The sequence below is a fragment of the Stenotrophomonas maltophilia genome (assembly GCF_006974125.1).
Lineage (GTDB): Bacteria > Pseudomonadota > Gammaproteobacteria > Xanthomonadales > Xanthomonadaceae > Stenotrophomonas > Stenotrophomonas maltophilia_O.
In genome coordinates, this window is sequence record NZ_CP037858.1 from 2,311,000 (window position 1) to 2,336,153 (window position 25,154).

Consider the following 25,154-nt stretch of genomic DNA (forward strand, 5'->3'; position numbering starts at 1 on the left):
CGGCGGGCTCCTTCCCGTTGCTGGATCAAGGCTTCAGGCAACGCCCCAGGAAGGCTTCGGCCACGCGGTAGCGATGCAGGGCATCGGCGCCGGACAGGCCATGCTTGGCACCCGGGTAGGTCATCAGCTCAAACGGCTGGGCACGCTTCTGCAACGCGCTCATCAGGCTGGTCGAGTTGGTGAACAGCACGTTGTCGTCGGCCATGCCGTGAATCAGCAGCAGCGGCGAACGCAGGCCGTCGATATGGGTCAGCACGCGCGCTTCGCGGTAGCCCGCTTCATTGCGCGCCGGCAGGTCCATGTAGCGTTCGGTGTAGTGGCTGTCGTACAGGCCCCAATCGGTCACCGGCGCACCGGCCACACCACAGGCGTACTGGTTCGACGCCTTGGCCAGCAGCATCAGGGTCATGTAACCGCCGTTGGACCAGCCCTGGACGCCGATGCGCGCCGGATCCACCCACGGTTGCTGTTTCAGCCAGGTCACGCCACGCAGCTGGTCGGTCACTTCCACCGTGCCCTGCTTGCCGTACAGCGCGCCGCCGAAATCACGACCGCGACGCGGGGTGCCACGGTTGTCCAGCGAGAACACCACGTAGCCCTGCTGGGCCAGGTACTGGTTGAACAGATGATCGCCACGGCCGGGCCAGCTGTTGGTAACGGTCTGGCTGGCCGGGCCACCGTAGACGTACACCGCCACCGGGTAGCGCCTGGACGGATCGAAACCGGTCGGCTTGATCAGGCTGTAGTTCAGCGGGGTCTTGCCATCGGCAGCCATCAACGTGCCGAACTCGACCGGGCGCTGCGCATCGCGGTAGCGCGCATACGGATGCTTGGGATCGGCCAGGTCGTTCTCGAGCAGGGTGGCGATCTTCTCGCCATTGGCGCGGAACAGTTCGATCTGCGGCGGCGTGCTGCTGTTGGACCAGCTGTCGACGTAGACGCTGGCGTTGCGCGCAAAGCTGGCGCTGTGCATGCCCGGCGCCTTCGACAGGCGCTGCGGCTCGCCGCCCTGCAGCGAAACCGCGTAGATCTGGCTTTCGCGCGAGCTCTCGATGCCGGCACGGAAGTAGGCCTTGCCGGCCTTCTCATCGACCGCCAGCAGTTCGTCCACCGGCCAGTTGCCGTGGGTCAGCGCAGTGGCTTTGCCCTTGCTGTCGATGCGGTACAGGTGCTGGAAACCGGTGCGTTCGGACGACCACAGCACGCTGCCATCATCGAGGAAACGCAGGCTGTTGTGCAGCGGCACCCAGGTCGGGCTGGTTTCGTGGGCGAGCACGCGCTGGCGGTTGGAGTCGAGTGCCACTTCCACCAGGTCCAGCTGCTTCTGGTCACGCGACTGGCGCTGGAAGCTCAGGTGCTGCGCATCGCGCCAGTCCACGCGGGCCAGGTAGATGTCCTGTTCCTTGCCAAGATCGACCCAGCGCGGCTGCGCATCGGCAACCGGTGCGATCACGCCCAGCTGCACGCGCACGTTGGCATCGCCGGCGGCCGGGTAACGCTGTTCGATCACGTCAGTGCGGTCGGCATAGACCTCGTAGCGCTTCTGCACCGGTACCGGGGATTCGTCGATGCGGGCAAAGGCAATCGCCGAATCATCCGGCGCCCACCAGTAGCCGGTGTGGCGGTCCATTTCCTCGTCGGCGACGAACTCGGCCACGCCGTTGCCGATGGTGGTGCTGCCGTCGCGGGTCAGCTGCAGCTGCCTGCCGCTGGCCAGGTCGATCACCCACAGGTTGCGGCCGCGGATGAAGCTGACGAAGCCGCCCTTGGGCGACAGCTTGGCGTCGGTGGCGAAGCCTTCACCGTGGGTCAGCTGGCGCACGGCCGCCGCCCCCTGCTGCTTGAGGTCGTACAGGTAGAGTTCGCCGCCCAACGGGAACAGCAGGCGCTGCGCGTCCGGCGACCACTGGTAATCGACGATGCCGGTCATCGCAGCGATGCGCTGGCGCTCGCGGCGGGCCTTTTCCTCATCGCTGAGGGTCTCGGTGCCGGGCAGCACCACCTTGGAATCGACCAGCAGCCGGGTCTGGCCACTGCCGATGTCGTAGGTCCACAGGTCCAGCTGGTTGCGGTCGCTGTCCTTGCCGCGCAGGAAGCTGACCTGCGATCCGTCCGGCGCCACCTTGGGCTTCATCAGGGTCGGGCCGGACAGCGGCAACGGGCCGGTGATGGCTTCCAGGGTCAGCTTTTCAGCGTGGGCGGCGGTTGTGGTGGCGAGCATGAGGGCGAGCGAAGCGAACAGGTGGCGCATGGAGGATCCCGGCAAACGGCAGGTCCGCCCTGCGGCGGGCGCCGGGCGGTTGTCCCCCATCCTAACCAAGCCCGTGCGGGAAGGCAGCATGACCTTCTGCCCATGAAGCGTGCCGACCAAGGGTCGGCACCCACCACCGGTAGATCCACGCCATGCGTGGATGACGCTGTCCTGGGTCAGCGCTGGCCGAACAGGTGCTTGCGCTCCTCGTCGCTGAGCGGCTTGCCGGCGTTCGGGTTCACCTGCTGGCGCAGGGCATAGGCGCGCTGGGTGGCCGGGCGCGCGGCGATGGCCTCGTGCCAGCGCTTGAGGTTCGGGAAGGCGGCGAAGTCCACCGGCAGCTTGTCGTAGGCGCCGATCCACGGGTAGCTGGCCATGTCGGCGATGGTGTACTCGTCGCCGGCCAGGAAGGCATGCTCGGCCAGGCGCTTGTCCATCACCCCGTGCAGGCGGCGCACTTCGTTGTCATAGCGCTCGACCGCGTACGGGATCTTTTCCGGCGCATACACATTGAAATGCCCCATCTGGCCGCTCATCGGGCCCAGGCCCGCCATCTGCCAGAACAGCCATTCCAGGGTGGTCACGCGGCCGCGCGGGTCGCTGGGCAGGAAGCGGCCGGTCTTCTCGGCCAGGTACAGCAGGATCGCACCGGATTCGAACACGCTCTGCGGGGCGCCGCCATCGGCCGGGGCCTGGTCGACGATCGCCGGCATCTTGTTGTTGGGCGAAATGGCTAGGAATTCCGGCTTGAACTGGTCGCCCGAGCCGATGTTGACCGGGTGGATGCGGTATTCCAGTCCGGTTTCTTCCAGCAGCAGGGTCACTTTGTGGCCGTTCGGGGTGGGCCAGTAATACAGGTCGATCATGGCGTCGGCTCGGGGTGCGGAAAGGAACCTGAAGTCTAGTGCGTGAGTTGGGTTGGCACCGTCATGGCGGGCCGGTAACCTCGCCTCTCCCCCGAAACGCAGCATCCCCCGCATGAGTGCAAACCGCCCGCCGCTCTCCCCGTTGTCCACGCTGATCTTCGCCTCGCGCTGGCTGCAGCTGCCGCTGTACCTGGGCCTGATCGTGGCGCAGTGCGTCTACGTGTTCCTGTTCGGCAAGGAACTGTGGCACCTGATCTCGCATTCCGCCTCGATGGGTGAACAGCAGATCATGCTGATCGTGCTGGGCCTGATCGACGTGGTGATGATCTCCAACCTGCTGGTGATGGTGATCGTCGGCGGCTATGAGACCTTCGTCTCGCGCCTGCGCCTGGAAGGCCACCCGGACCAGCCGGAATGGCTGAGCCACGTCAACGCCAGCGTGCTGAAGGTGAAGCTGGCGATGGCGATCATCGGCATCTCCTCGATCCACCTGCTGAAGACCTTCATCGCCAGTGGCGCGCTGAATGGCATCCCGCTGTGCACGCCGGAGCAGATGACTGTGGCCGCCGCCAACATCGGTGTCGCCCGCTGCTCGATGCTGACCCAGGAAGGCGTGCTGTGGCAGACCATCATCCACTGCGTGTTCATCCTGTCGGCGATCGGCATCGCCTGGACCGACAAGCTGATGTCCAACAGCCACAGCAAGTCGCACGACAAGGCGCACGACCACTGAGGTCGGCGCCGGCAACGGCCTGGTCGCCGTTGCCCTTCCCTGCCACCGCCCTTGTACGTGGCGGTGGCGGGGATGCTAGATTGCACCCTCGCCGTTGCCGGCGGTGGCGTCGGGAAACGTCACCCTGCCGCGCCCGGACCGCAGGTCCCGGCCATGCATATCAATGATTTACGTCACGTCGTCTTCTAGAGGGGAGCAGGATGTCGCACGTCTCAACGATCACCGCCGCGCGCCGGTGGCTGCCGGTTGCCCTGGCACTGGCACTGGCCGCCTGCTCGGGCAAGGAAGAAACCGCAGCACCGGCCCCGGCCGCCGCACCCACCGCCGCTGCACCGGCCGCACCGGTGGTCGCCGCCAAGGTGCAGTCGATGGGCACCGAGCAGCTGCGTGAGTCGGCCAGCCAGGCCCTGCGCGAAAACCGCATGTACGCGCCGGCCGGCGACAACGCCATCGAGTACTACCTCGCCCTGCGCGACAAGACCCCGGACGACGCCTCGGTGAAGAGCGCGCTGACCGACCTGCTGCCCTACACCCTGATCGCCGCCGAACAGCACCTGGGTCGCGAGGACTACACCGAGGCGCAGCGCCTGGTGGCACTGATCGAGAAGGTGGATGCCTCCGCGCCGGCCCTGCCGCGCCTGAAGGACGGCCTGGCCAAGGGCGTGCAGAACGCAGCCAAGCGCACCGAAGCGGAAGCCGAGAAGGCGAAGAAGGACGCCGAGGACCGCAGCAAGCAGCAGACCGAGCAGCAGCGCCTGAGCGAGCAGCGCGCCAAGGAAGCCGACGCAGCCAAGCAGATCGCCGCGCAGCAGGATGCCGCCCGCCGCGACAACGAACGCCAGGAAGCCGAGCGCCAGGCCGCCGCCCGCCGCGAAGCCGAGCAGAAGCAGCAGCAGGCCGCCGCCCAGCAGGCCAGCGCCGCACGCCAGGCCGCCGCACCCGCAGCGCCCACCCTGCGCCCGGTCAGCACACCGGCGCCGCGCTATCCAGGCGAAGCGCTGCGCTCGGGAACCTCCGGCGAAGTGCTGGTGGAGATCACCGTCGGCACCGACGGCTCGGTGGTGAACGCTCGCGTGCTGCGCGCGACGCCGGGGCGCGTGTTCGATCGTGAAGCCCTGAACGCCGTGAAGCGCTGGCGCTTCGAGCCGGTCAGCGCGCCGGTGACCACCCGCCGTACGCTGGTGTTCGCGCCGGGCAACAACTGAACGAAAAAGGGGACGGAGGGGATTAAGTCGTTTCTGCCCCTGCAATGACGCCAAGGCCCGGCATGTCCGGGCCTTGTCCGTTTCAGGCCACTCCATCGATCAGGCGTTGCAGTGCCGGATCGCGCGCCGCCAGCACCTGGAACAGGCCCAGCGCGTGCAGGCCCGGCAGCAACGCACGCAGGTCGGCTTCAGCAGTGGCGCGTGTGGCAGGATCGCTGGCCGGATCCTGCCAGTCGCGGGCGCTGGCCAGGAAAGCACCCACGCTGCCCTTGCGCACGGTGAGACCGTTCACCTGCACGTCGTTCTGATGGTCGGGAAGAATGTCCTGTGGCTGCATGGGGAAGCGCTCCGTTGAAGTGGGCTCCAGTGTCGGGGCCCGGACGCGACGTTTCTGCCGTATAACTGCCAATCGATATGGCAGATCAGACAACCATCGCATTGCTCGACCCCGCGTTGGCCGATGCCTCCGACGGACCGGTGGTGCTGGCGGCCCGGCTGCGCCAGTGCGGTGTGCGTCGCACGGGCCGCCACCGGCATGCGCGTGGGCAGCTACTGGGTGCGCACCAGGGGCTGCTGCGGATCGCCGCCGACGACCTGCACTGGCTGCTGCCCGCAGGTCACGTCGCCTGGATACCGCCCTTGCTGCCCCACGCGCTGCTGGGCGCAGACGGGTTCGATGGCTGGAGCCTGTACTTCAACGCCGAGGCCTGCCTGGGTCTGCCCGCCACACCACGCATCTTCCAGCCAGATGCGCTGCTGCAGGCGGCGGCAGCACGTGCGCTGCAATGGCCCCATCGGCCGCTGGATGCTGCACAGGCACAACTGGCCGGTGTGATCGCCGATGAGATCGCCAGCAGTACGCCATTGCCATTGGCCCTGCCACAACCGCGCGACCGCCGCCTGCGCCGGATCGCCGCCGCGCTGGCTCGCGCGCCGCACGACAACCGCAGCGTCGACGACTGGGCCGCGAGCAGCGGCCTGTCCAGCCGCAGCCTGGCCCGCCACTGGCTGGCCGAGACCGGCATGACGCTGGGCCAATGGCGGCAACGACTGCGCGTGCTGCTGGCGCTGCCACACCTGCTGGCGGGTGAGCCGGTGATCGGCGTTGCACTGTCGATGGGCTACGACACGCCCAGTGCGTTCATCGCCGTGTTCAAGCGCGAGATGGGCGTGACGCCTGCGCGCTACGGAAAAGGGGACGGAGGGGATTAAGTCGCTTCTGCCCCGCCCTACACACGCTGACGGCTTCGCCTGATGTCTTCTGCGGTGGTGGTAGCTGCACGCTGGAGACCCGCTACAGACCAGAGTGCCCATGCCTCGACAAGCGCGCCTGATGCTGGCAGGCCAGCCCTATCACGTAACCCAGCGCGGTGTGAACAAGGGGGCCATCTTCGTTGACGACATCGACCGTCAGCTCTTCCTTCGTTTGTTGCACGGCGCCTTCATGAAGCATCGCGTCGCGCTGCACGCGTACGTACTGATGGGCAATCACATCCATCTTTTGGCGACACCTTCCACCCACCAGGGCTTGGCAGACGCCATGCGCATGCAGGGGAACAATTACGTGCAGGCGTTCAACCAGCGCCATGAACGCAGCGGCCCCCTCTGGCAAGGGCGTTTTCATTCATCGATGGTCGACAGCGATGCCTACCTTCTCAGCGTATACCGCTACATTGAACGCAATCCCGTTCGTGCCGGAATTGCCATTGCCGCCGAAGACCATCCATGGTCCAGCGTGCACGGCAACCTGCAGCGCCGCGATGATCCATTGCTGACGCCGCATCCTGCATTCCAGTCACTGGCGCCAACCCAACACCGCAGGGCAACGCTGTATGCGGAGTTCCTCAAGGACGCAAATGCCTCGGCAGACGTGCCAGTGATCCGCGCCCACAGCGCCAGACAGCGGCCTCTGGGAGACACCGCATTCCTGCGGATGGTGGAAGAAACGCTGGGGCGTTCCGTGGAGCTGCGCAGGCCGGAGCGGCCTCGAAAGAAGGGGACAGGAGAGGCAGAAACGACTTAATCCCCTCCGTCCCCTTTTTCTGGTCAGCCGGAGATGGCCAGGCGCTCGTTGTGGTAACGACGCACGGCAGCGAACCACAGCACGGCGGCCAGGCCGAGGCTGGCGCCGAGATAGATGGCCCAGACCGCCGGCGTGATCGTCTCGTGGCGGATCACCTTCAGCAGCATCTGGTTCTGCGACAGGAACGGCACGGCGTACTGCCACAGCTCGCTCTTCAGCGGATAGGCCACCAGCGCGTAGCCGGGCATCATCGGCAACAGCATCAGCCAGGTCATGTGGCTCTGCGCTTCCTTCATGCTCTTGGCCGCGGCCGACAGGAAGGTCAGCAGCGAGGTGCCGATCATCAGCATCGGCAACATCACCAGCAGCATCTGCAGCATCGAACTGACGTTCATGTTGAACTGGCGGCCGATGTTGCCGGGCGCGATCTGTGCGCTCACCTTGAACGCCACCAGGGTCAGCAGCAGCGACACGAACCCGACCACGCAGGCGGCCGCGATCTTGCCGCTGACAATGGCGCTGCGCGAGCCCGGTGTGGCCAGCAACGGCTCCAGTGACTGTCGCTCACGCTCGCCGGCGGTGGCGTCCATCACCAGATAGGCACCGCCGATGAACGAGGTCAGCGTGAGCAGTACCGGCAGCAGCATCGACAGGATCATGCCGCGCTTGGCCTCGGCACTGGCCAGGTCCTGGCGCGCCACGTCCAGCGGCCGTGCGACCTGCGCGTCGATGCCACGCGCCATCAGGCGCAGCGCACCGACCTGGCCGTTGTAGGTCGCCAGTGCCGCCTCCAGGCGCGCGCTGGGTACTTCTGCGGCGCGACGGGTACTGTCCTTGATCACCTCCACCAGCGCCGGCTTGCCATCGGCCCAGTCCTTGCCGAAGTCATCGCTGATGCGCAGCGCCACGTCGATCTCCTGGCTGCGGATGGCCTCGGCCAGGTCCTTCGGTGCCGGAGCGGTGTTCAGCCCCTGCGCGGCGAGGAAACGCACCAGATTGGGGGCGTTGTCCGCACCGATGGTCGGAATCTGCAGCGGTTGTTCGATCTGGGTGCGCACCCGGCTCTCAGCCAGCTTGCCCATGCCCAGCAGCAGCACCGGGTACAGCAGCGGCCCGAACAGCAGGGTCAACAGCAGCGTGCGGCGATCACGGGAAAGATCACGCAGTTCCTTGCGCATCACCGTCATCAGGGTCGACATCATGCTCATGCGTGCAGGCCCTCTTCGCTGCCGATCAGTTTCACGAACGCATCTTCCAGGTTGGATTCGCCGGCCTGCGTACGCAGTTCATCGGCGCTGCCGGCGGCCATCACCGTGCCCTTGGCGATGATCACGATGTGATCGCACAGCGCACCCACCTCCTGCATGATGTGACTGGACAGGATCACGCAGCGGCCTTCCTCGCGCAGCCCCAGCAGGAACCGGCGCAGCGCGCGGGTGGTCATCACGTCCAGGCCGTTGGTGGGTTCATCGAGGATGACGTTGCGCGGGTCGTGTACCAGCGCGCGGGCAATCGCGGTCTTGGTGCGCTGGCCCTGCGAGAAGCCATCGGTCTGGCGATCAAGGATGTCGCCCATGTCCAGGGCATGCGACAGCACCTCGATGCGTTCGCGGATGTGCTGGGCCGAGAGGCCATGCAGTTCGCCGAAGTAGGCGATGTTCTCGCGCGCGGTCAGGCGCTTGTACACGCCACGCGCATCGGGCAGCACCCCCAGGTGGCGGCGTACCTCCACCGGGTTGCGCGCTGCATCGATGCCATCGACGCTGATGCTGCCCTGGTCGGGCGTCATCAGCGTGTACAGCATGCGCATGGTGGTGGTCTTGCCGGCACCATTGGGGCCCAGCAGGCCGGTGATGCGGCCATCCTCGGCGCGGAAGCCGACGTTGGCGACCGCCTGAATGCGGCCCGTACGGGTGTCGAAAGCCTTGTGCAGGTTGTCGGCGACGATCATGGTTCCCATCCGTTGAACGAGGTGAACGCCGGCACATAGCTCAGCGTGTCCAGGCAGCCGGCATCCAGCGCCTTGGCATCGGTCGTGTCGATGAACTGGCCAAGCAGGCGCGGCATGCAACCAGCCGCCAGCGTGCCGTGGCCCTGGCCGCGTGCGACCAGCGTGCGTCCATTGGGCAGGCCCTTGAGGACCTGCTCGGCATAGCGCGGCGGCGTCACCGGGTCCAGCTCACCGGACAGCAGCAGCGCCGGTACGTCACTGCGCAGCGGCACGGCATTGGCTGCCGGTGCCGGCCGGTGCGGCCAAACCGGGCAGGCGGCGAAGAAGGCACTGGCCACGTCGTTGCCGAACAGGCGCTCGGGATCCTCGGCCGGCGCGTGGTAGCGCGGCGCATCTTCGCTGCAGATCACCGACCACTGCATGCCACGGTTGATCTGGAAATCCATGCTGCGGTTCGCACCGCGTGCCAGCGACGCCAGCGGTGCGTAGCGGCCGTGCGCGGCTTCATCGAGAACCAGCGGCAGCAGCGAGGAATACTGCGGCACATAGGAGAAGGCGAACGCCAGGCCGATCACGCTGTCCGGACTCAGCACATCCTGCCGGGTCTGGTTGGTGCCGGGGTCGCGATACTCCACTGAGACCGGGGCGCGGCGCAGGGTCTCGACCACGCTGCGCAGCTGCGCACGGGTGTCGGTCGGGAAGCGCTTGCTGCAGGCGGCATCCTTGCGGCACTGCGCCGACTGCAGGGCGATCGCATCCTCGAACGTGGTGGCGAAATCGCCGCCCACCACCAGCTCGTTCGGCACCACGCCATCGATGACGATGCTGCGCGTGTGCTGTGGATAGGCACCGGCATAGCGTTGGGCCACGCGGGTACCGTAGGAGCCGCCGACCAGGTTGATGCGCTCGACGCCCAGCGCCTGACGCACCGCATCCAGATCAGCAATCGCCTCGCTGGTGGTGTAGAAGCGCGCATCGGCACGCCCCTGCAGCGAGGCGGCGCAGCGCTCGGCGTAATCGCGCAGCGAGGCTTCCGTGGGTGCGGCATCCTCGTCCATGGCCAGCTCCTTGCCATCCGCGCCAAGGCAGTTGAGGGGGTTGGAGCCGCCGGTACCGCGCTGGTCGACGAGGAAGATGTCGCGCTGCTTGCGCACCTGGCGCAGCGCGGTATCGACGATGACCGCCACTTCGCTGGCGGCCTGGCCGGGGCCACCGGCCAGGAAGAACACCGGGTCGGGCTGGCTGGAGCCGCTGCTGCCCGATTCCAGCCAGGCGATGCGCAGGCCAATGCGTCGGCCTTCGGGCTGGGCCCGGTCCTCCGGTACCTGCAGGGTGGCGCACTGCGCTTCCACGTTGGCGCTGGCGCCCTCAGTGGACAGCGTGCAGGGCTGGAAGTCGATCGTGCCGAAGCGGCGACTGGGACCATCACTGGCGCCTTCGGCGCCGGGTGACGGTGACTGGCTGCAACCGGCAAGCATCAGGCTGGCCAGCATTCCGGCCAGCGCGAGGTGGTGTCTTTGCATCGTGCTCGTTTCCCCTGGAGGACTTTCCTGGCAACCACGACGGGCTGCCGCGGAAGATGTGACTCAACTTACACGGGCACGGCGTCGTCGGCGATGGGCAGACGCGAAATCTCCGCCGGCGTGGCGCAGGCCAGGCGGTCGCGGCCTGCGGCCTTGGCCCGGTACAGCGCCGCATCCGCCGCTGCCAGCAGCGTGGACAGGTCGCCATGGCCGCCGTCCATGGCCAGGCCGATGCTGGCGGTGACCGTCACCGGTCCGGTGGCCAGGCGCGCCGGGCACCGCTGCAGAGCGGCACGGATCGCTGCGGCCCCTGCCATTGCATCGCCCTGCGTGCTGCCGGCCATCACCAGCACGAACTCCTCACCACCGTAACGGCCCAGCAGGGCGTCGTGGCCCGGTGCACAGCGCTGCAGCAGCGCTGCGAAATGGCGCAGTACCTGGTCACCTGCCAGATGGCCCCAGCGGTCATTGATCTGCTTGAAGTGATCGACGTCGACCAGCAACAGGGCCAGTGGCCGGCCCTGCCGGCGCAGCCGCTGCAACTGCGCCTGACCATCGGCCAGCACCGCGCTGCGGTTGAGCAGCCCGGTCAAGCCATCGGTGCGCGCCGCACGCCGCAGATCGACCAGCATGCGTTCGACCAGCAGCAGCACCATCGCAAAGCACCGCGCCAGTTCCAGCATCACACCGGCAATGTAGGTGACGAACATCGGCGAACCGGTGCGCATGATGTCCTCACCGGCATCGGGTGCCACTGGCAGGAACAGGCGCACCGCGTACAGGGCCGCCTCGGCCAGGAACACTGCCGCCGCCAGGCGGCAGCTGGTGCGCTGCTGCACGGGGGCATGCCGCAGCAGCAGCCAGGCGATCCAGCCATCGACAACCAGCGCGAACACGCTGAACACCTGCAGGCGCACGCCCAGGTTTGGCCATGGCACCAGGAAGGCAAAGATGCAGGCCATGAACGCGGCCGCCATCAACAACGGCCGCCACAGCGGCAACGGCTGCTCCAGGTGCAGCGCCACGCCGCGCAGCATCATCAGCGCGCACCCGGCCATCGCTGCATTGCCGGCCAGCACCGCCGGTGCCAGTGGCAGATAGGGACGCAGCGCCAGCAGGGTCACGCCCAGGGTGAGCAGCCACAGGCTGGCGGTCCACTGGCGCAGCACCGGCTGCCCGCGCAGCACGACCAGCAGCAGCGAGAACCCCACGGCAATGCCGATGCAGAGCAGGAAGCCAAGCACGGTGATGGTGCGGAAATCCAGTGACATGCAGCGCTCGTCGGCCGGGGCGGCGCGCGCATCTTAGCGCCTTGCAGCGCGATTCCCGCGGCGTTCCTCGGCTCGAGGGTGATGCGGGGTCTGAAAACGGCGAGCATGGCGGCCGGCGCATGCGCAGAATCCGCGGGAAACCAAGGAGACGCCCATGCACGCGTGGTACCTCGGTGGCATCGACCACCGCCCCTTCCTGCCCCTGTTCGAGATGAGTGACAACGCGCTCGCTGCACTGGGAATCCAGCGTCGCTGGGCAGGTGATTCGGGAGGACACCCCTGCCGGATCAGCCTGAGCGATCCTCCCCGCGGCAGCGAACTGCTCCTGCTGTCCCATGTGCACCTGCCGCTGCACTCGCCCTATCGCGCCTCCGGCCCGATCTTCGTGCAGCGCGGCGTGACCCGTTGCGTACTGCCCGCCGGGGAGGTGCCACCTTATGTGCAGCGCCGCCTGATCTCGCTGCGCGCCTATGACGCAGCGGCGCTGATGCGCAGTGCGCAGGTCTGCGCCGGCACCGAGGTCGCCACGCAGCTGGACACTATCTTCGCCGATCCAGCGGTGGCCTTTGTCCAGCTGCACAACGCGGCACACGGCTGTTTCTCATGCCAGGCAGATCGGGTTGGCATCAACGCCACGTAATGCCACCTCCATGACGTGATCGACGGCACGCCGATCACGTGACCATTGGCGCATCCGTTCAGCACCACGTGAAGCCTGCGGGAAGGGCTTCACATGCACAGTCACGGATCGGCACTTCCATGGTTCCGCCGCCCGCACCACGACTCGATACTCGCTGTGGTGCCGCCGCAAGTCCGCTGCGCAGCGCAACTCCTGCGGTCACCGTTCCCTTTCGACGACCACAAGGATGCGCCATGTCATTCCGATCCACACCGTTGCTGCTGGCCACCACGTTCGCCGCCGCAGGCCTGAGCCTGGCCGGCACTGCGGCCGCCCACGGCACCATGACCACGCCGGTCAGCCGCGTCTACGCCTGCTTCCAGGGCAATCCCGAGAACCCGACCAATCCAGCCTGTGCCGCCGCCAAGGCGATCGGCGGCTCGCAGGCGTTCTACGACTGGAATGGCATCAACCAGGCCAACGCCAATGGCAACCACCAGGCGGTGGTGCCCGATGGCAAGCTGTGCAGCGGCAACAACCCGACCTTCCGCGGCCTGGACGTGGACCGCAGTGACTGGCAGACCACGCCGATCCAGCCCGACGCGAATGGCAGGTTCACTTTCGTGTTCAAGGCCACCGCGCCGCATGCCACGCGTGACTGGCGCTTCTTCGTCACCCGCGAAGGCTGGCAACCGGGCAGCCCCTTGCGCTGGGCCGACCTGCAGGAATTCTGCACACTGGGCAATACGCCGCTGTCGGCCGATGGCACCTACAAGCTGCAGTGCACGCTGCCGCAGCGCAGCGGCCAGCACGTGATCTACAACACCTGGCAGCGCTCGGATTCGACCGAAGCGTTCTACACCTGCATGGACGTGCGCTTCCAGGGCGGTGGCACCACGCCGGCACCGCAGTGGCAGGATGCCGGCCCGGTCACCGCGCGCGGCGAGTTGCCGGTGGGAACTACACTGGCGCTGCGCGTGTTCAATGCAAACGGCAATGACGTGGAACGCGTTGAGGCCACGCTGGCCAGCGGCCAGACGGCGGCCGCGCAGTGGCCGTTGGTGCTTGCCCGCAAGGTCAATGGCAGTGCCCAGCACGCGCGCGTGGGCGTGCTCGCCAATGGCGTGATCACGCCGACCGCCTCGGCCACCGACAACCGCGTGTACCTGAAGGATGGCAACCGCTTCCAGCTCGACACGAAGGTGCCGGACCCGGGCACGCCGTCGCCGGGCGGCGATTTCGACCATGTGTACCCCGCCGGTATCGGCAGCTACGTGCCGGGCCAGACCGTGGTGAAGGGCACCGACGGCAAGCTGTACGCCTGCCGCCCGTTCCCGGAGGGTGCCTGGTGCAACGTCAATGCCGAGGCATACCGGCCGGGCGTGGGTGCCGCCTGGCGGGATGCGTGGATCGCGTACTGATCATACGGTCGAGAGGCGGTGCCACTGCATCGCCTCTCGCCTGCAGGAAGTGGGTACGACTGCGCAGAAGCAATTTCGCGGCCGCGAGTTTCGTACTGTTCCTATGGTGATCGTCAGTTCGCATGTGAAGACTCCTCCCGGCAGTTCCACCCTTCCAGAGGAGATCTCCATGCATCTGTCCCATCGGGCCGCGCTCGCGCTGTCCGCCATCGCTGGCCTGGCCCTGTCCGGCGGCGCCTTCGCCCACGGCACCATGTCCAAGCCGCTCAGCCGCGTGAAGCAGTGCTACGAGGGCAACCCGGAGAACCCGACCAACCCGGCCTGCGCTGCGGCCAAGGCCATTGGTGGCGCGCAGCCGTTCTATGACTGGAACGGCGTCAACCAGGCGGCCGCGCACGGCAACCATCAGGCCGTCGTTCCGGATAGCCAGTTGTGCAGTGGTGGCAACAGCAAGTTCCGCGGCCTCGACCTGAACCGCAGCGACTGGCCGACCTCGCCGATCCGCGCCGATGCACGCGGCCGGTACACCTTTGAATTCCTTGCACCGGCACCGCACGCCACCCGCGAGTGGAAGTTCTACGTCACCCGTGACGGCTGGAAGGCCAGCGACGGTCTGCGCTGGTCGGACCTGGAAGCGTTCTGCACGCTGGGCAACGTGCCGCTGTCCGAGGGCGGTGTCTACAAGCTGGACTGCCCGCTGCCCAAGCGCAGCGGCCAGCACATCATCTACAACACCTGGCAGCGCTCGGATTCGGGTGAAGCCTTCTACACCTGTGTGGATGTGCGCTTCGAAGACGGTGATGGCGTCACCCCGCCGCCGCAATGGCAGGATGCCGGCCCGGTCACCGCGCGCGGTGCATTGGAAGCAGGCACCACGGTGACCCTGCGCGTGTTCAACGCCAACGGCAACGATCTGGAACGTCCGGAAATCACCCTGGCCGCCGGCCAGACCGCTGCAGACCAGTGGCCGCTGGCGCTGGCGCGCAAGGTCAACGGCAGCGCCCAGCACGCCCGGGTGGGTGTAATGAGGAACGGCGTCATCACGCCGGTGGCGTCGGCGACCGGGAACCGTGTCTATCTCAAGCCGGGCAACCGCTTCGAACTGGAAACCCGGATTCCGGGGCCGGGCCCGATCGATCCGCCGGGCGGCGACTACGATTTCGTGTACCCGGCCGGTATCGGCAGCTACAAGCCTGGCGAGACCGTGGTGAAGGGCACCGATGGCACGCTGTACGCCTGCCGCCCGTTCCCGGAAGGCGCCTGGTGCAACATCAATGCCGATGCCTACCGCCCGGGCACCGGGTTCGCCTGGCGGGATGCCTGGATCGCGTACTGAGGCAGGCACCGGGGGCGGCATGACGCCGCCTCCGGTGGGTATTTCCAGGCGTCGTGGGGTTGCCGGCCAGCGGCCGGCACCAGCCGGACCTATTTGCTGCTGACGTACTTCTCGCGGCGGATCTGCGGGTTGCCCAGGCCAGCCGCCTTGAGCAGCTCGGCGCAGGCATCGACCATGTCCGGGTTGCCGCACAGGTAAGCGATGTCGGTGGCCGGGTCCGGCGAGAAACCAGCCAGGGCCTGCTGCACGTAGCCGTGCTGCACGTCCGGGTGCGGATCGGCCGGCAGTTCGCGCGACAGGCACGGCACATAACGGAAGTTCGGATGTTTTTCGGCGAAGCTGTAGAAATCTTCGCTGTACAGCAGCTCACCCGGGCTGCGCGCGCCCTGCAGCAGCACGATCTGCACACCGCGCTCGGCCATGGCCTTTTCCAGCAGCGGCAGCATCGAGCGGTACGGGGTAACGCCGGTACCAGTGGCGATCAGCAGGTAACGGGCGTTGTGATCACCGGGATTCAGGCAGAACCGGCCATAGGGGCCGGACGCACTGATCTGGCCGCCCTGCTCCAGCGCCTCGAACAGCGCCGTGGCGGCGCCGCCGGGCACGAAACTGACCGCGATATCCACTGCCTCGCCCGGGCCCAGCGCGTGGTCGTGGATGGTCGCCAGCGAGTAGCTGCGCTTGGTTTCGGTGCCGTCGGCGTAGCTGAAATGGACCTGGATGAACTGGCCGGGCTGGAAATCCAGCGGCTGTCCATCGTCACGCACGAACTGGTAGTGGCCGACGGTCGGGGCCAGCATGCGGCAGCCGACCAGCTTGAGGGGGAATTGAACAGGCACGACTTTTCGGGACAGTGTGTAGCCGGGGCAAGCCCTCGGGGTCTTCTATAATAGCCCCTCCCCGCCCCCTCTCCAGCGCCAGCCCATGGGCGCGAAGGCTTCGAGCTTGGCATCCCAGAACGATACGGCGCCCGCCCTGCGCGTGCGCGACCTGCGCAAGACCTACGACAACGGCACCCAGGCCCTGAAGGGGGTTTCCCTGGAAGTGGCCCCGGGCGACTTCTTCGCCCTGCTCGGCCCCAACGGTGCCGGCAAGTCGACCCTGATCGGCATCATCAGCTCCCTGGTCAACCTCAGCGAGGGCCAGGTGGAAGTGTTCGGCAGCGACCTGGTGCGCAACCGCAGCGCCACCATGCGCCTGATCGGCCTGGTGCCGCAGGAAATCAACTTCAACCTGTTCGAGAAACCTTTCGACATCCTGGTGAACTACGCCGGTTTCTACGGCGTGCCGCGCGAGGAAGCCGAAAAGCGTGCCGAAGAGGAACTGAAGCGTGCGCATCTGTGGGAAAAGGCGCAGGTGATGAGTCGCACCCTGTCCGGCGGCATGAAGCGTCGGCTGATGATCGCGCGCGCGATGATGACCCGCCCGCGCCTGCTGATCCTGGACGAGCCGACTGCCGGCGTGGACATCGAGATCCGCCGCGACATGTGGCGCGTGCTGAAGGAGATCAATGCCGCCGGCACCACGATCATCCTCACCACGCACTACCTGGAAGAGGCCGAGTACCTGTGCCGCCACCTGGCAATCATCAACCACGGCCAGATCGTCGAGCAGGGCCCGATGCGCGCCCTGCTGGCCAAGCTGGACGTGGAAGGCTTCCTGCTGGACATCGATGGCGAACTGCCGGCGCAGCTGCCGGTGATCGAAGGCGCGACGTTGACCGCCCCCGATCCGCACACGCTGGACATCGACATGCCGCGCGCGATGGACCTCAACCGCGTGTTCGCCACGCTGAACGAGGCTGGCATCCGCGTGCGTTCGATGCGTACCAAGAGCAACCGCCTGGAGGAGCTGTTCGTGCGCCTCACCGGCAACCTGGAGACTTCCGCATGAGCACCACCGAGCTGACCGACGGCCAGCGCAACCGCGTCGCGCTGATGACCATCGTGCGCCGCGAAGTCGCCCGCATCATGCGCATCTGGGGCCAGACCCTGGTGCCGCCGGCGATCACCATGACCCTGTACTTCCTGATCTTCGGCAACCTGATCGGGTCGCGCGTGGGTGACATGGGCGGCTACAGCTACATGCAGTTCATCGTGCCGGGCCTGGTGATGATGAGCGTGATCCAGAACAGCTACGGCAACATCAGCTCCTCGTTCTTCGGCGCCAAGTTCGGCCGCCACGTGGAAGAACTGCTGGTCAGCCCGATGCCGAACTGGGTGATCCTGTGGGGCTACGTGGCCGGTGCTGTGCTGCGCGGCCTGATGGTGGGCGTGATCGTGCTCATCATCGCGATGTTCTTCACCCCGGTGCGCATTCCGCACCCCATCGTGATGCTGACCACGGTGATCCTGGGCGCGACGATCTTCTCGCTGGCCGGCTTCATCAACGCGGTGTACGCCAAGAAGTTCGACGACGTGGCGATCGTGCCGACCTTCATCCTGACCCCGCTGACCTACCTGGGTGGCGTGTTCTATTCGGTGAAGCTGCTGCCGACCTGGGCCGAGGCGGCCACGCACGCCAACCCGATCTTCTACATGGTCAACGCGTTCCGCTATGGCCTGCTGGGCAGCAGCGACGTACCGCTGCCGGTGGCATACGGCCTGATGATCGGCTTCGTGGTGGTGCTGACGGCGCTGGCGCTGTGGCTGCTGCGCCGTGGCGTGGGCATGCGCAGCTGAGTTCTGCGTGCAGGGCCTGCGGCCCTGCACCCGCCGAATCAACGTCAACGTCAACTTCAACGGCAAAAGCTGACTATCCGGGGGATGGCGGGGTGGGTCCGGTTGCGGGGGACGCCGTGAATCCGTCCATGGAGGCTCGGTCGCCGCATCCATGCGGCTCACGCCCCCGCAACCGGACCCACCCCGCCTTCGACAGATTGCCGCTGCTGTTGGTGGGTGTCGACCTTGGTCGACACTGTAGATCCACGCCATGCGTGGATGGAGCGTTCACGGTAAGGTCGATGCTCCGCTCTTCTCGTTCGGGATTGCGGCTAGGCTGTGGCGATGAACATCACTTCCATTCCGCTGGACAAGGCCGTGTCGGACGGCCCCATCGATGCCTTCAGCCATGCGTTGCTGGGCGATTCGCCCACGTTGGAGGAGGTGCTGGAATACCTGGCCTCACAGCACGCGGCTGATCCTCGGTATCGCTATCTATGCACGCTCGATGACGCCGGCCAGTGCCGCTACACCAGCATGCACGCGTCAGACGACGCACGCATCGCGCTGTACGAGGACGAGGACCCGACAACCCCCGAAGATGCGTTGGCGGCACGCGGGCGGTTGCTGGCGCATGTCGTCGCGCAGCTCGAGCATTCCTCTCATCGACTGGAATGGAGCGCGCTGGCGGGCACGCTGATGTGCAATGACGCAGACATCGAGGCACTGGTCGCGGCCAATGCCACACCGGGCCACATCGTCGACGATGTGGTCTGCGTGCAGCAGGTGCCCGTGGACCGCGATGACCTGCTGATCGCCGCCCTGCCCAACGGTTACTTCAGCGCGGACTGGGACCCCTTCCAGAATCACGCCCTGATCCGGCACCTGCAGGAGCGATACGACTACCGTCTGTTCGGGCTTGGCGCGTCGTGGCTGGGCTTCCAGCGCGACAGCGCGCCGTTGCCTGCAGAAGCGAGTGCTCTGGTCGCGGATCTGCAGCACACCTATGCCGCAGGAACGGATGACACCTGGTCACAACTGGCTGCAACCCTGGCCACCCGCACCACACTGCTGTTGGGCTACACCGAAGACTTCAGCGAACAACTGCCCTGAGCACCGCTCTACACGAGCGGGCGCAGCGAGCGACCCGCTTCCGCTCTTGATCTGCTTTCCGTGGTGGCCGCGCCCGGAACATGTCCGTGGCCGGGCGGGTAGGTTGCGCAGGGGCGTGAGCCGCATGGGCCCGAGGCATGCCTCGGGCGGGTTGGGCAGGACGCCCAACCCCGGTCTTGCCGTGTGCGCAGGAAAGCGCACGCGAGCAAGCGGCGACCGAGCTTACAGGGACGTACTTGCAGCGTCCCCTGCGCGGCCTACCCGCCCGGCCTACCCCAATGAACAGTGCTTTCCGCGAACCACCACGAGGTGCTCCGCCGTTGGCCGCAATCTCCGGCACAATCGCAGTTCTGATTCCCCCAGAACACGGTGAACCTGCAATGCGCATCCTGATCCTCGGCGCCGGCGGTACCGGCGGTTACTTCGGTGGTCGCCTGGCCCAGGCCGGCGTGGACGTGACCTTCCTCGTGCGCCCCGCCCGCGCAGCGCAGCTGGATCGCGATGGCCTGGTCATCCGCAGCCCCATCGGCGATGCCCGCTTCCCGGTGCAGCACGTCACCGCCGACGCGCTGCCAGCCCTCGCCGCGCAGAAGCCGTTCGATCTGGTCATTCTCAGCTGCAAGGCCTATGACCTGGACAGTTCGATCGATGCCATCGCGCCGGCAGTCGGTGTGAACACCACCGTGCTGCCAATCCTCAACGGCCTGCACCACTACAACGCACTGGACCTGCGCTTCGGCCGCGAGGCGGTGCTGGGTGGCCTGTGCTTCATCAGCGCCACCAAGGCCACTGACGGCGCCGTGCTGCATCTGGGCAAGCCAGCCAAGCTCACCTTCGGCGAGCGCGATGGCGGCGCGATCTCCGCGCGCGTCCGTGCCTTCGCCGCCGCCTGCGCACAGGCCAGTCTTGATCACCTGGCCAGCGAACGCATCGGCCAGGAACAGTGGGTCAAGTACACCTTCCTGACCGCGCTGGCCGCTGCCACCTGCCTGCTGCGCGCCGACATCGGCACCATCGTCGCTACCCGCGATGGCGAGGCGATCGTGCGTGGCCTGTACGACGAGTGCCTGGCCGTGGCCGAGGCCGCCGGTGAGCCGATTCCCGAAGCCGCACAGGACACCGCGCGCGGCACCCTGACCCAGTCCGGCTCTGCGTTGAAGGCCTCGATGCTGCGCGACCTGGAATCAGGCCAGCAGGTCGAAGCCGAGCAGATCGTCGGCGACATGCTGGCGCGTGCCCGCAAGGCCGATCAGGAAGCCCTGCTGCTGCAGGTCGCCTATAGCAGCCTGCAGGCCTACCAGGCACTGCGCAGCGCGTGAGCTTCGCGTTGCAGGCCAACGCACTGCCGGCGCGGGTGCTGATCCTCGGCCTGGGCTGGAGTGGGTGCGTGCTGGCTACGCAGCTGCAGGCGCGCGGCGTGCAGGTTGCGGGGACGGTGCGTGATCCGGCAGCGGCGCCCAACGATGGCCTGCATCGACACCGGCTGCATGCCGACGCCTCGCCTTCGCCGTCCCTGCTCGAGGAAATCGCGCAGGCCAACGCCGTGTTGTGCAGCGTGCCGCCAGATGCCAGGGGTGACCCGGCACTGCGCCTGCTGTTGCCCGCGCTGCGGGCCAGCCCGGCATTGCGCTGGGTCGGCTATCTGTCGTCGACCTCGGTGTATGCCGACCGCGCCGGCGGTTGGATCGACGAGCGCAGCGCGGCCGATGCCACTGAAGCGGCCGGCGTGCAGCGCTTGCTCGCGGAAGCACAATGGCGCGCACTGGCCGGACAACACGGCATCGCCTCGGCGGTGTTCCGCCTGCCCGGCCTGTACGGGCCGGGCCGCAATGCGCTGATGCAGTTGGCACAGGGGCGTGCACGCCACGTGGTGCGGCCCGGGCTGGTGTTCAACCGCCTGCATGTGCAGGACCTGGCGGCGGTCATCATCGCCGCGATGCAGCGCCCCACCGCACAAGGGTTGTACCTGCCCAGTGACGACGAGCCGGCGCCACCGCAGGACGTACTGGCCTTCGCCGCGCAGCTGGGTGGGTTCGCGCTGCCGCCTGCCGTGGCCTGGGATGATCCGGCGCTGAGCCCGACGCTGCGGCGCTTCTACGAGAGCAACAAGCGCATCGACAGTCGTGGCACGCGTGAAGCATTGGGATGGGAACCACGGTTTCCGAGTTACCGTGAAGGCCTGCGCGACCTGATCGGGTAGTGCCGGCCGCTGGCCGGCAATCAATCGTGTTGCCGGCCAGCGGCCGGCACTACCCGATCAACCGGCGTCAGGCAGGCGGAAGAACGCGCGCGTGGCAGCAGTGGCATTGGCCGCGGTCACCGCAACGTCCTCGCCACGGTCACGTGCCAGCTCTTCCACGATGTGCGAGAGGAACATCGGTTCATTGCGGCGATCCTTCGGCATCGGCTTCAGCGTGCGCGGCAGCAGGTACGGCGCGTCGGTCTCGATCATCAGGCGGTTGGCCGGGATGTTCTTCACCAGTTCGCGCAGGTGCGCGCCGCGGCGCTCGTCACACAGCCAGCCAGTGATGCCGATGTACCAGTCCTGGTCGAGGTAATCGAACAGCTCATCGCGTTCGCCGGTGAAGCAATGCACCACCGCCGGGCCGATGCGGCCTTCGAAGTTCTTCATCTGTGCCATGAAATCGGCATGCGCGTCGCGCTGGTGCAGGAACAGGGGCTTGCCCTTGTCCGCGGCCAGCTGCAGCTGTCGCTCGAACGCACGGTGCTGGGCCGGGCGCGGCGAGAAATCACGGAAGTAGTCCAGCCCACACTCCCCCACCGCCACCACTTGCGGTTGGGCATGCAGCGCGCGCATCTCCGCATCGCATTCCTCGGTGTATTCCACCGCGTGGTGCGGGTGCACGCCGGCGGTGGCGTACAGGAAGCCGGGGTGCTGCTGCGCCAGCCGCACGGCCAGCGGCGAGTGCTCGCGGCTGGCACCGGTGATGACCATCTGCACCACGCCGGCCTGGCGCGCACGGTCCAGCACGGCGTCACGGTCGCGGTCGAAGGAATCGTGGGTCAGGTTGGCGCCGATATCGATCAGGTGCATGGTCATCGCGGGGAAAAAGTGCCCGCGCATTGTACCTGCGCCCGCCGCGGCCCCTTATCCTTTGCACATGAACGCCCCGCTCTTCCCGATTTCCCCGCTGCTGCCGCAGATCCAGCAGCACCTGGCCATGCAGCCACGGCTGGTGCTGGAAGCCCCGCCCGGCGCCGGCAAGACCACCCAGGTGCCGCTGGCGCTGCTCGATGCACCGTGGCTGCAAGGCCGGAAGATCATCCTGCTGGAGCCGCGCCGGGTGGCCGCACGCAGCGCCGCGCTGTTCATGGCGCGGCAGCTGGGCGAGGATGTGGGCGGCACCATCGGCTACCGCATCCGTTTCGAGAACAAAGTCTCGGCGCGCACGCGCATTGAAGTCGTCACCGAAGGCATCCTGACCCGCATGCTGCAGGACGACCCGATGCTGGAAGAAGTCGGTGCGATCCTGTTCGACGAATTCCACGAGCGCCATCTCAGCGGCGACCTCGGCCTGGCGCTGGCGCTGGACGTGCAGGCGCAGCTGCGCGACGACCTGCGCCTGGTGGTGATGTCGGCCACGCTGGACGGCGAGCGCCTGGCACGCTTCCTTGATGCGCCGCGGCTGAGCAGCGAGGGCCGCAGCTACCCGGTGACGGTCAGCCATTTCCCGGCGCGCCGCGATGAGGCGCTGGAACTGCAGGTGCGCCGCGCGGTGCAACAGGCCCTGGCCGAACATCCCGGCGACCTGCTGGTGTTCCTGCCCGGCCAGCGTGAGATCGCGCGGGTGCAGGCCGGCCTGCAGGAATCCCTGGACAGCGGCGTGGAGGTGCTGGCGCTGCACGGCGAGCTGCCGGTGGAACAGCAGGCACGCGTGCTGCAGGCCGCCGGCGATGGCCGCCGCCGCGTGGTGCTGGCCACCAATGTGGCCGAGTCGTCGGTGACGCTACCCGGCGTGCGCGTGGTGATCGACAGCGGCCAGGCACGCGAGCCGCGCTACGACCCCAACAGCGGTTTCACCCGGCTGGACGTGGTGGCCATCGCCCAGGCGTCGGCCGATCAGCGCGCCGGTCGTGCCGGTCGCGTGGCCGAAGGCGTGGCCTGGCGGCTGTGGCCGCAGTCGCAGCGGCTGGAGCCGCAGCGCCGCGCCGAGATCGACCAGGTGGAACTGGCCGGACTGGCGCTGGAGCTGGCGGCCTGGGGCAGCAGCGATCTGCGCTTCCTCGATCCGCCACCGGCCGGCCCGATGGGCGCCGCGCGCGAACTGCTGCAGCGGTTGGGCGCGTTGTCCAGCCGTGGTGCGATCACCGCACTCGGCCGCCGCGTACTGGCGCTGGGCACGCATCCACGGATGGCGGCGATGCTGCTGGCAGCACCCGATGCCCGCGCGCAGGCGCTGGCCGCCGATCTGGCCGCCCTGCTGGAAGCCCGCGACCCGTTGCGCCAGGGCGGTGACGCGCTGGCGGCCCGCTGGCGCGCACTGGCCGCGTTCCGCAACGGCCGCGCGCCGGGCGACGCCAATCGCAGCGGGCTGGCCGCCATCGATGCCGCCGCCAAACAATGGCGACGTCGCCTGCGCTGCGATACCGTGCCACCGGCCAGCATCGAGGCGCACGAGCTGGGTGACCTGCTCGCACATGCCTTCCCCGACCGGATCGGTGTCCAGCATCCCGGCGATCCACTGCGCTACCTGCTGGCCAATGGTCGCAGCGCGCGCCTGCACGAACTGAGCGACCTGCGTGGCGAACCGTGGCTGGTGGCCAGCGAGCTTCGCTTTGAGGCACGCGATGCGCTGCTGCTGCGTGCCGCACCGGTGGATGAAGGCCAACTGCGCAAGGCGTGGCCGGAGCGCTTCGTCACTGAAGACGTGGTGCGCTGGGACAGCGAGCGCCGCGCCCTGGTGGCACTGCGCGAGACCCGTTTCGACCGCATCGTGCTGGACAGCCGCTCGGCCGGCCGGGTCGATCCGCAGCACGCCGCGCAGGCCCTGACCGACGCGGTCGCCGAGCTCGGCCTGCAGGCCTTGCCGTGGACCGAAGGCCTGCGCCAGTGGCAGGCACGGGTGGAATCGCTCCGGCGCTGGATGCCGGAGCTGGACCTGCCCGACTGCAGCGACGACGCCCTGCTGGCCAACCGCGCGCAGTGGCTGCAGCCTGCGTTCGCCGGTAAGACGCGACTGGATGCGCTGGATGAATCCAGCTTCGGCGAAGCGTTGAAGTCACCCCTGGAGTGGTCTCAACGGCAGCTGGTCGAACGCAACGCGCCGACCCGCATCACCGTGCCGTCCGGGCTGGAGCGGCCGATCAGCTATGCGCTGGACGGCGAGAGCGGCGATCCGCTGCCACCGGTGCTGGCGGTGAAGCTGCAGGAACTGTTCGGCCTGGCGGATACGCCGCGCATCGCCGATGGCCGCGTGCCGCTGACCCTGCACCTGCTCTCCCCCGGCGGCCGCCCGCTGCAGGTCACCCAGGACCTGCGCAACTTCTGGGAAAACACCTACGCCGAGGTGAAAAAGGAGATGAAGGGCCGCTACCCGCGCCATCCATGGCCGGATGATCCGTGGACGGCCACGGCCACCCACCGGGCCAAGCCGCGCGGAACCTGATTGGCGGGGTCGGATCCCTTTGCAACGCAAAGGGCTCTGACCCCACCCTGCCTGATCCTGAATGGCTGCGGTAAAGTCACGCCACGTGCGGCCTCGACTGACATACCGTTTACGGGCAACACGCGACACTGGACTTCGACCCGAGGCAAAGGACCCCCGCATGAGCAAGCTGACCGTAATCACCGACCGCGCTCTGGAGCGCGCCCTGGAGCTGGCCCACACCGCCGGCGATGGCCTGAAGAGCGCCGGTGGCAGCCTGCGCAATGCGGACTGGATCAAGACCGGCGCCGCCATCGGCGCAGTGAAGACCGGCGGCAAGGCCGCGACCAAGTTCGTGCGCCGCAATCCGGCAGTGGCCGTGGCCGCCGCTGCGGTCGGTGTAGGCCTGCTCGGCTATGCGCTGTACCGCAAGCAGCAGAAGAAGAAGGCCGCCAATGGCCACGTGGTGAATGGGCAGGCGCAGCGTATCAACGCACGTGACCGCCGCAACGACACCGTGGTGGACGAGCACAGCGATATCGGCAGCGACGCGTGAATCAGCTGGGGTCGGAGCCC

At 67.5% G+C, this 25,154-nt stretch carries 23 protein-coding genes; 14 read left to right on the forward strand and 9 right to left on the reverse strand.

The genetic code is table 11. The annotated features are described in order from the left end of the window. Nucleotides 1-25: 25 nt before the first annotated feature. Together EZ304_RS10510 and EZ304_RS10515 are read right to left on the reverse strand one after the other, a co-directional pair. Nucleotides 26-2,251 (reverse strand): S9 family peptidase, encoded by a 2,226-nt coding sequence (locus EZ304_RS10510; protein ID WP_142807000.1) that lies wholly within the window; start codon nt 2,249-2,251, stop codon nt 26-28. 176 nt (nt 2,252-2,427) lie between these two features. Continuing rightward, nucleotides 2,428-3,117 carry a glutathione binding-like protein gene (locus tag EZ304_RS10515; RefSeq protein WP_142807001.1) on the reverse strand — a complete coding sequence of 230 codons (690 nt, stop codon included), beginning with the start codon at nt 3,115-3,117 and terminating at the stop codon, nt 2,428-2,430. A 112-nt stretch (nt 3,118-3,229) separates the two neighbouring features. Between EZ304_RS10515 and EZ304_RS10520 the strand changes: the two genes are divergently transcribed. Next, entirely contained in the window at nt 3,230-3,850 is a 621-nt protein-coding gene (locus EZ304_RS10520) for a TIGR00645 family protein (protein WP_099551717.1), read from the forward strand. Between the two features lie 200 nt (nt 3,851-4,050). Continuing rightward, nucleotides 4,051-5,055 (forward strand): energy transducer TonB, encoded by a 1,005-nt coding sequence (locus EZ304_RS10525; RefSeq protein ID WP_142807002.1) that lies wholly within the window; start codon nt 4,051-4,053, stop codon nt 5,053-5,055. An 82-nt stretch (nt 5,056-5,137) separates the two neighbouring features. On the opposite strand, the gene EZ304_RS10530 is transcribed toward EZ304_RS10525, so the two are convergent. Beyond that, on the reverse strand, nt 5,138-5,392 hold the full coding sequence (locus tag EZ304_RS10530; RefSeq protein ID WP_142807003.1) for a hypothetical protein: 255 nt from the start codon (nt 5,390-5,392) through the stop codon (nt 5,138-5,140). Between the two features lie 77 nt (nt 5,393-5,469). On the opposite strand from EZ304_RS10530, the gene EZ304_RS10535 reads away from it, so the two are divergent. Together EZ304_RS10535 and EZ304_RS10540 are read left to right on the forward strand one after the other, a co-directional pair. Further along, nucleotides 5,470-6,267, forward strand: coding sequence for an AraC family transcriptional regulator (locus tag EZ304_RS10535; protein ID WP_142807004.1), 798 nt, complete (start codon nt 5,470-5,472; stop codon nt 6,265-6,267). A gap of 100 nt (nt 6,268-6,367) precedes the next feature. Continuing rightward, nucleotides 6,368-7,078: a transposase gene (locus EZ304_RS10540; protein WP_142807005.1), complete on the forward strand. Its 711-nt coding sequence runs from the start codon at nt 6,368-6,370 to the stop codon at nt 7,076-7,078. 23 nt (nt 7,079-7,101) lie between these two features. Here the strand turns inward: EZ304_RS10540 and EZ304_RS10545 are convergent, their stop codons facing one another. The 4 genes from EZ304_RS10545 to EZ304_RS10560 form a co-directional block, all read right to left on the reverse strand. Further along, complete coding sequence (locus EZ304_RS10545; protein WP_142807006.1) at nt 7,102-8,286, reverse strand: ABC transporter permease; 1,185 nt, start codon at nt 8,284-8,286, stop codon at nt 7,102-7,104. After that, entirely contained in the window at nt 8,283-9,029 is a 747-nt protein-coding gene (locus EZ304_RS10550; protein ID WP_099551723.1) for an ATP-binding cassette domain-containing protein, read from the reverse strand. The genes EZ304_RS10545 and EZ304_RS10550 overlap by 4 nt, the downstream gene beginning before the upstream one ends. After that, complete coding sequence (locus EZ304_RS10555; RefSeq protein WP_142807007.1) at nt 9,026-10,552, reverse strand: alpha/beta hydrolase; 1,527 nt, start codon at nt 10,550-10,552, stop codon at nt 9,026-9,028. The genes EZ304_RS10550 and EZ304_RS10555 overlap by 4 nt, the downstream gene beginning before the upstream one ends. Before the next feature lie 68 nt (nt 10,553-10,620). Next, a complete protein-coding gene (locus EZ304_RS10560) occupies nt 10,621-11,823 on the reverse strand; it encodes a GGDEF domain-containing protein (protein WP_142807008.1) in 1,203 nt (400 codons plus the stop codon). Between the two features lie 154 nt (nt 11,824-11,977). Here EZ304_RS10560 and EZ304_RS10565 point away from each other — a divergent pair, with 154 nt between their 5' ends. From EZ304_RS10565 to EZ304_RS10575, 3 genes are all read left to right on the forward strand, one after another. Further along, the gene (locus EZ304_RS10565) at nt 11,978-12,463 is read left to right on the forward strand and encodes a DUF1203 domain-containing protein (RefSeq protein ID WP_142807009.1); all 486 of its coding nucleotides are present in this window, start codon (nt 11,978-11,980) and stop codon (nt 12,461-12,463) included. Nucleotides 12,464-12,696: 233 nt separating this feature from the next. Beyond that, nucleotides 12,697-13,863 carry a lytic polysaccharide monooxygenase gene (locus tag EZ304_RS10570; protein WP_142807010.1) on the forward strand — a complete coding sequence of 389 codons (1,167 nt, stop codon included), beginning with the start codon at nt 12,697-12,699 and terminating at the stop codon, nt 13,861-13,863. Between the two features lie 169 nt (nt 13,864-14,032). Beyond that, nucleotides 14,033-15,199, forward strand: a complete 1,167-nt coding sequence (locus EZ304_RS10575; RefSeq protein WP_142807011.1) for a lytic polysaccharide monooxygenase — start codon at nt 14,033-14,035, stop codon at nt 15,197-15,199. A gap of 89 nt (nt 15,200-15,288) precedes the next feature. On the opposite strand, the gene EZ304_RS10580 is transcribed toward EZ304_RS10575, so the two are convergent. Then, a complete protein-coding gene (locus EZ304_RS10580) occupies nt 15,289-16,038 on the reverse strand; it encodes a ferredoxin--NADP reductase (protein WP_142807012.1) in 750 nt (249 codons plus the stop codon). Between the two features lie 85 nt (nt 16,039-16,123). On the opposite strand from EZ304_RS10580, the gene EZ304_RS10585 reads away from it, so the two are divergent. The 5 genes from EZ304_RS10585 (at nt 16,124) to EZ304_RS10605 (ending at nt 21,172) form a co-directional block, all read left to right on the forward strand. Further along, entirely contained in the window at nt 16,124-17,092 is a 969-nt protein-coding gene (locus EZ304_RS10585) for an ABC transporter ATP-binding protein (protein ID WP_099551730.1), read from the forward strand. Continuing rightward, nucleotides 17,089-17,880 carry an ABC transporter permease gene (locus EZ304_RS10590; RefSeq protein WP_099524090.1) on the forward strand — a complete coding sequence of 264 codons (792 nt, stop codon included), beginning with the start codon at nt 17,089-17,091 and terminating at the stop codon, nt 17,878-17,880. Before EZ304_RS10585 ends, EZ304_RS10590 begins: the two co-directional genes overlap by 4 nt. 324 nt (nt 17,881-18,204) lie before the next feature. Then, nucleotides 18,205-18,972, forward strand: coding sequence for a hypothetical protein (locus EZ304_RS10595; RefSeq protein ID WP_142807013.1), 768 nt, complete (start codon nt 18,205-18,207; stop codon nt 18,970-18,972). A gap of 380 nt (nt 18,973-19,352) precedes the next feature. Beyond that, nucleotides 19,353-20,291, forward strand: a complete 939-nt coding sequence (gene panE / locus EZ304_RS10600; protein WP_142807014.1) for a 2-dehydropantoate 2-reductase — start codon at nt 19,353-19,355, stop codon at nt 20,289-20,291. Further along, on the forward strand, nt 20,288-21,172 hold the full coding sequence (locus EZ304_RS10605; protein WP_142807015.1) for an NAD-dependent epimerase/dehydratase family protein: 885 nt from the start codon (nt 20,288-20,290) through the stop codon (nt 21,170-21,172). Before panE ends, EZ304_RS10605 begins: the two co-directional genes overlap by 4 nt. A 57-nt stretch (nt 21,173-21,229) precedes the next feature. On the opposite strand, the gene EZ304_RS10610 is transcribed toward EZ304_RS10605, so the two are convergent. Beyond that, on the reverse strand, nt 21,230-22,027 hold the full coding sequence (locus tag EZ304_RS10610) for a TatD family hydrolase (protein WP_142807016.1): 798 nt from the start codon (nt 22,025-22,027) through the stop codon (nt 21,230-21,232). 67 nt (nt 22,028-22,094) lie between these two features. On the opposite strand from EZ304_RS10610, the gene hrpB reads away from it, so the two are divergent. Further along, complete coding sequence (gene hrpB, locus EZ304_RS10615) at nt 22,095-24,599, forward strand: ATP-dependent helicase HrpB (protein ID WP_142807017.1); 2,505 nt, start codon at nt 22,095-22,097, stop codon at nt 24,597-24,599. A 160-nt stretch (nt 24,600-24,759) separates the two neighbouring features. Continuing rightward, entirely contained in the window at nt 24,760-25,134 is a 375-nt protein-coding gene (locus EZ304_RS10620) for a hypothetical protein (RefSeq protein WP_019336760.1), read from the forward strand. Nucleotides 25,135-25,154 lie beyond the last annotated feature (20 nt).

Bases quoted from the DNA above. Each gene is read 5' to 3' on its own strand.
- EZ304_RS10510 (WP_142807000.1), bottom strand. From the start codon at position 2,251: ATGCGCCACCTGTTCGCTTCGCTCGCCCTCATGCTCGCCACCACAACC.
- EZ304_RS10515 (WP_142807001.1), bottom strand. From the start codon at position 3,117: ATGATCGACCTGTATTACTGGCCCACCCCGAACGGCCACAAAGTGACC.
- EZ304_RS10520 (WP_099551717.1), top strand. From the start codon at position 3,230: ATGAGTGCAAACCGCCCGCCGCTCTCCCCGTTGTCCACGCTGATCTTC.
- EZ304_RS10525 (WP_142807002.1), top strand. From the start codon at position 4,051: ATGTCGCACGTCTCAACGATCACCGCCGCGCGCCGGTGGCTGCCGGTT.
- EZ304_RS10530 (WP_142807003.1), bottom strand. From the start codon at position 5,392: ATGCAGCCACAGGACATTCTTCCCGACCATCAGAACGACGTGCAGGTG.
- EZ304_RS10535 (WP_142807004.1), top strand. From the start codon at position 5,470: ATGGCAGATCAGACAACCATCGCATTGCTCGACCCCGCGTTGGCCGAT.
- EZ304_RS10540 (WP_142807005.1), top strand. From the start codon at position 6,368: ATGCCTCGACAAGCGCGCCTGATGCTGGCAGGCCAGCCCTATCACGTA.
- EZ304_RS10545 (WP_142807006.1), bottom strand. From the start codon at position 8,286: ATGAGCATGATGTCGACCCTGATGACGGTGATGCGCAAGGAACTGCGT.
- EZ304_RS10550 (WP_099551723.1), bottom strand. From the start codon at position 9,029: ATGATCGTCGCCGACAACCTGCACAAGGCTTTCGACACCCGTACGGGC.
- EZ304_RS10555 (WP_142807007.1), bottom strand. From the start codon at position 10,552: ATGCAAAGACACCACCTCGCGCTGGCCGGAATGCTGGCCAGCCTGATG.
- EZ304_RS10560 (WP_142807008.1), bottom strand. From the start codon at position 11,823: ATGTCACTGGATTTCCGCACCATCACCGTGCTTGGCTTCCTGCTCTGC.
- EZ304_RS10565 (WP_142807009.1), top strand. From the start codon at position 11,978: ATGCACGCGTGGTACCTCGGTGGCATCGACCACCGCCCCTTCCTGCCC.
- EZ304_RS10570 (WP_142807010.1), top strand. From the start codon at position 12,697: ATGTCATTCCGATCCACACCGTTGCTGCTGGCCACCACGTTCGCCGCC.
- EZ304_RS10575 (WP_142807011.1), top strand. From the start codon at position 14,033: ATGCATCTGTCCCATCGGGCCGCGCTCGCGCTGTCCGCCATCGCTGGC.
- EZ304_RS10585 (WP_099551730.1), top strand. From the start codon at position 16,124: ATGGGCGCGAAGGCTTCGAGCTTGGCATCCCAGAACGATACGGCGCCC.
- EZ304_RS10590 (WP_099524090.1), top strand. From the start codon at position 17,089: ATGAGCACCACCGAGCTGACCGACGGCCAGCGCAACCGCGTCGCGCTG.
- EZ304_RS10595 (WP_142807013.1), top strand. From the start codon at position 18,205: ATGAACATCACTTCCATTCCGCTGGACAAGGCCGTGTCGGACGGCCCC.
- panE (WP_142807014.1), top strand. From the start codon at position 19,353: ATGCGCATCCTGATCCTCGGCGCCGGCGGTACCGGCGGTTACTTCGGT.
- EZ304_RS10610 (WP_142807016.1), bottom strand. From the start codon at position 22,027: ATGCACCTGATCGATATCGGCGCCAACCTGACCCACGATTCCTTCGAC.
- hrpB (WP_142807017.1), top strand. From the start codon at position 22,095: ATGAACGCCCCGCTCTTCCCGATTTCCCCGCTGCTGCCGCAGATCCAG.
- EZ304_RS10620 (WP_019336760.1), top strand. From the start codon at position 24,760: ATGAGCAAGCTGACCGTAATCACCGACCGCGCTCTGGAGCGCGCCCTG.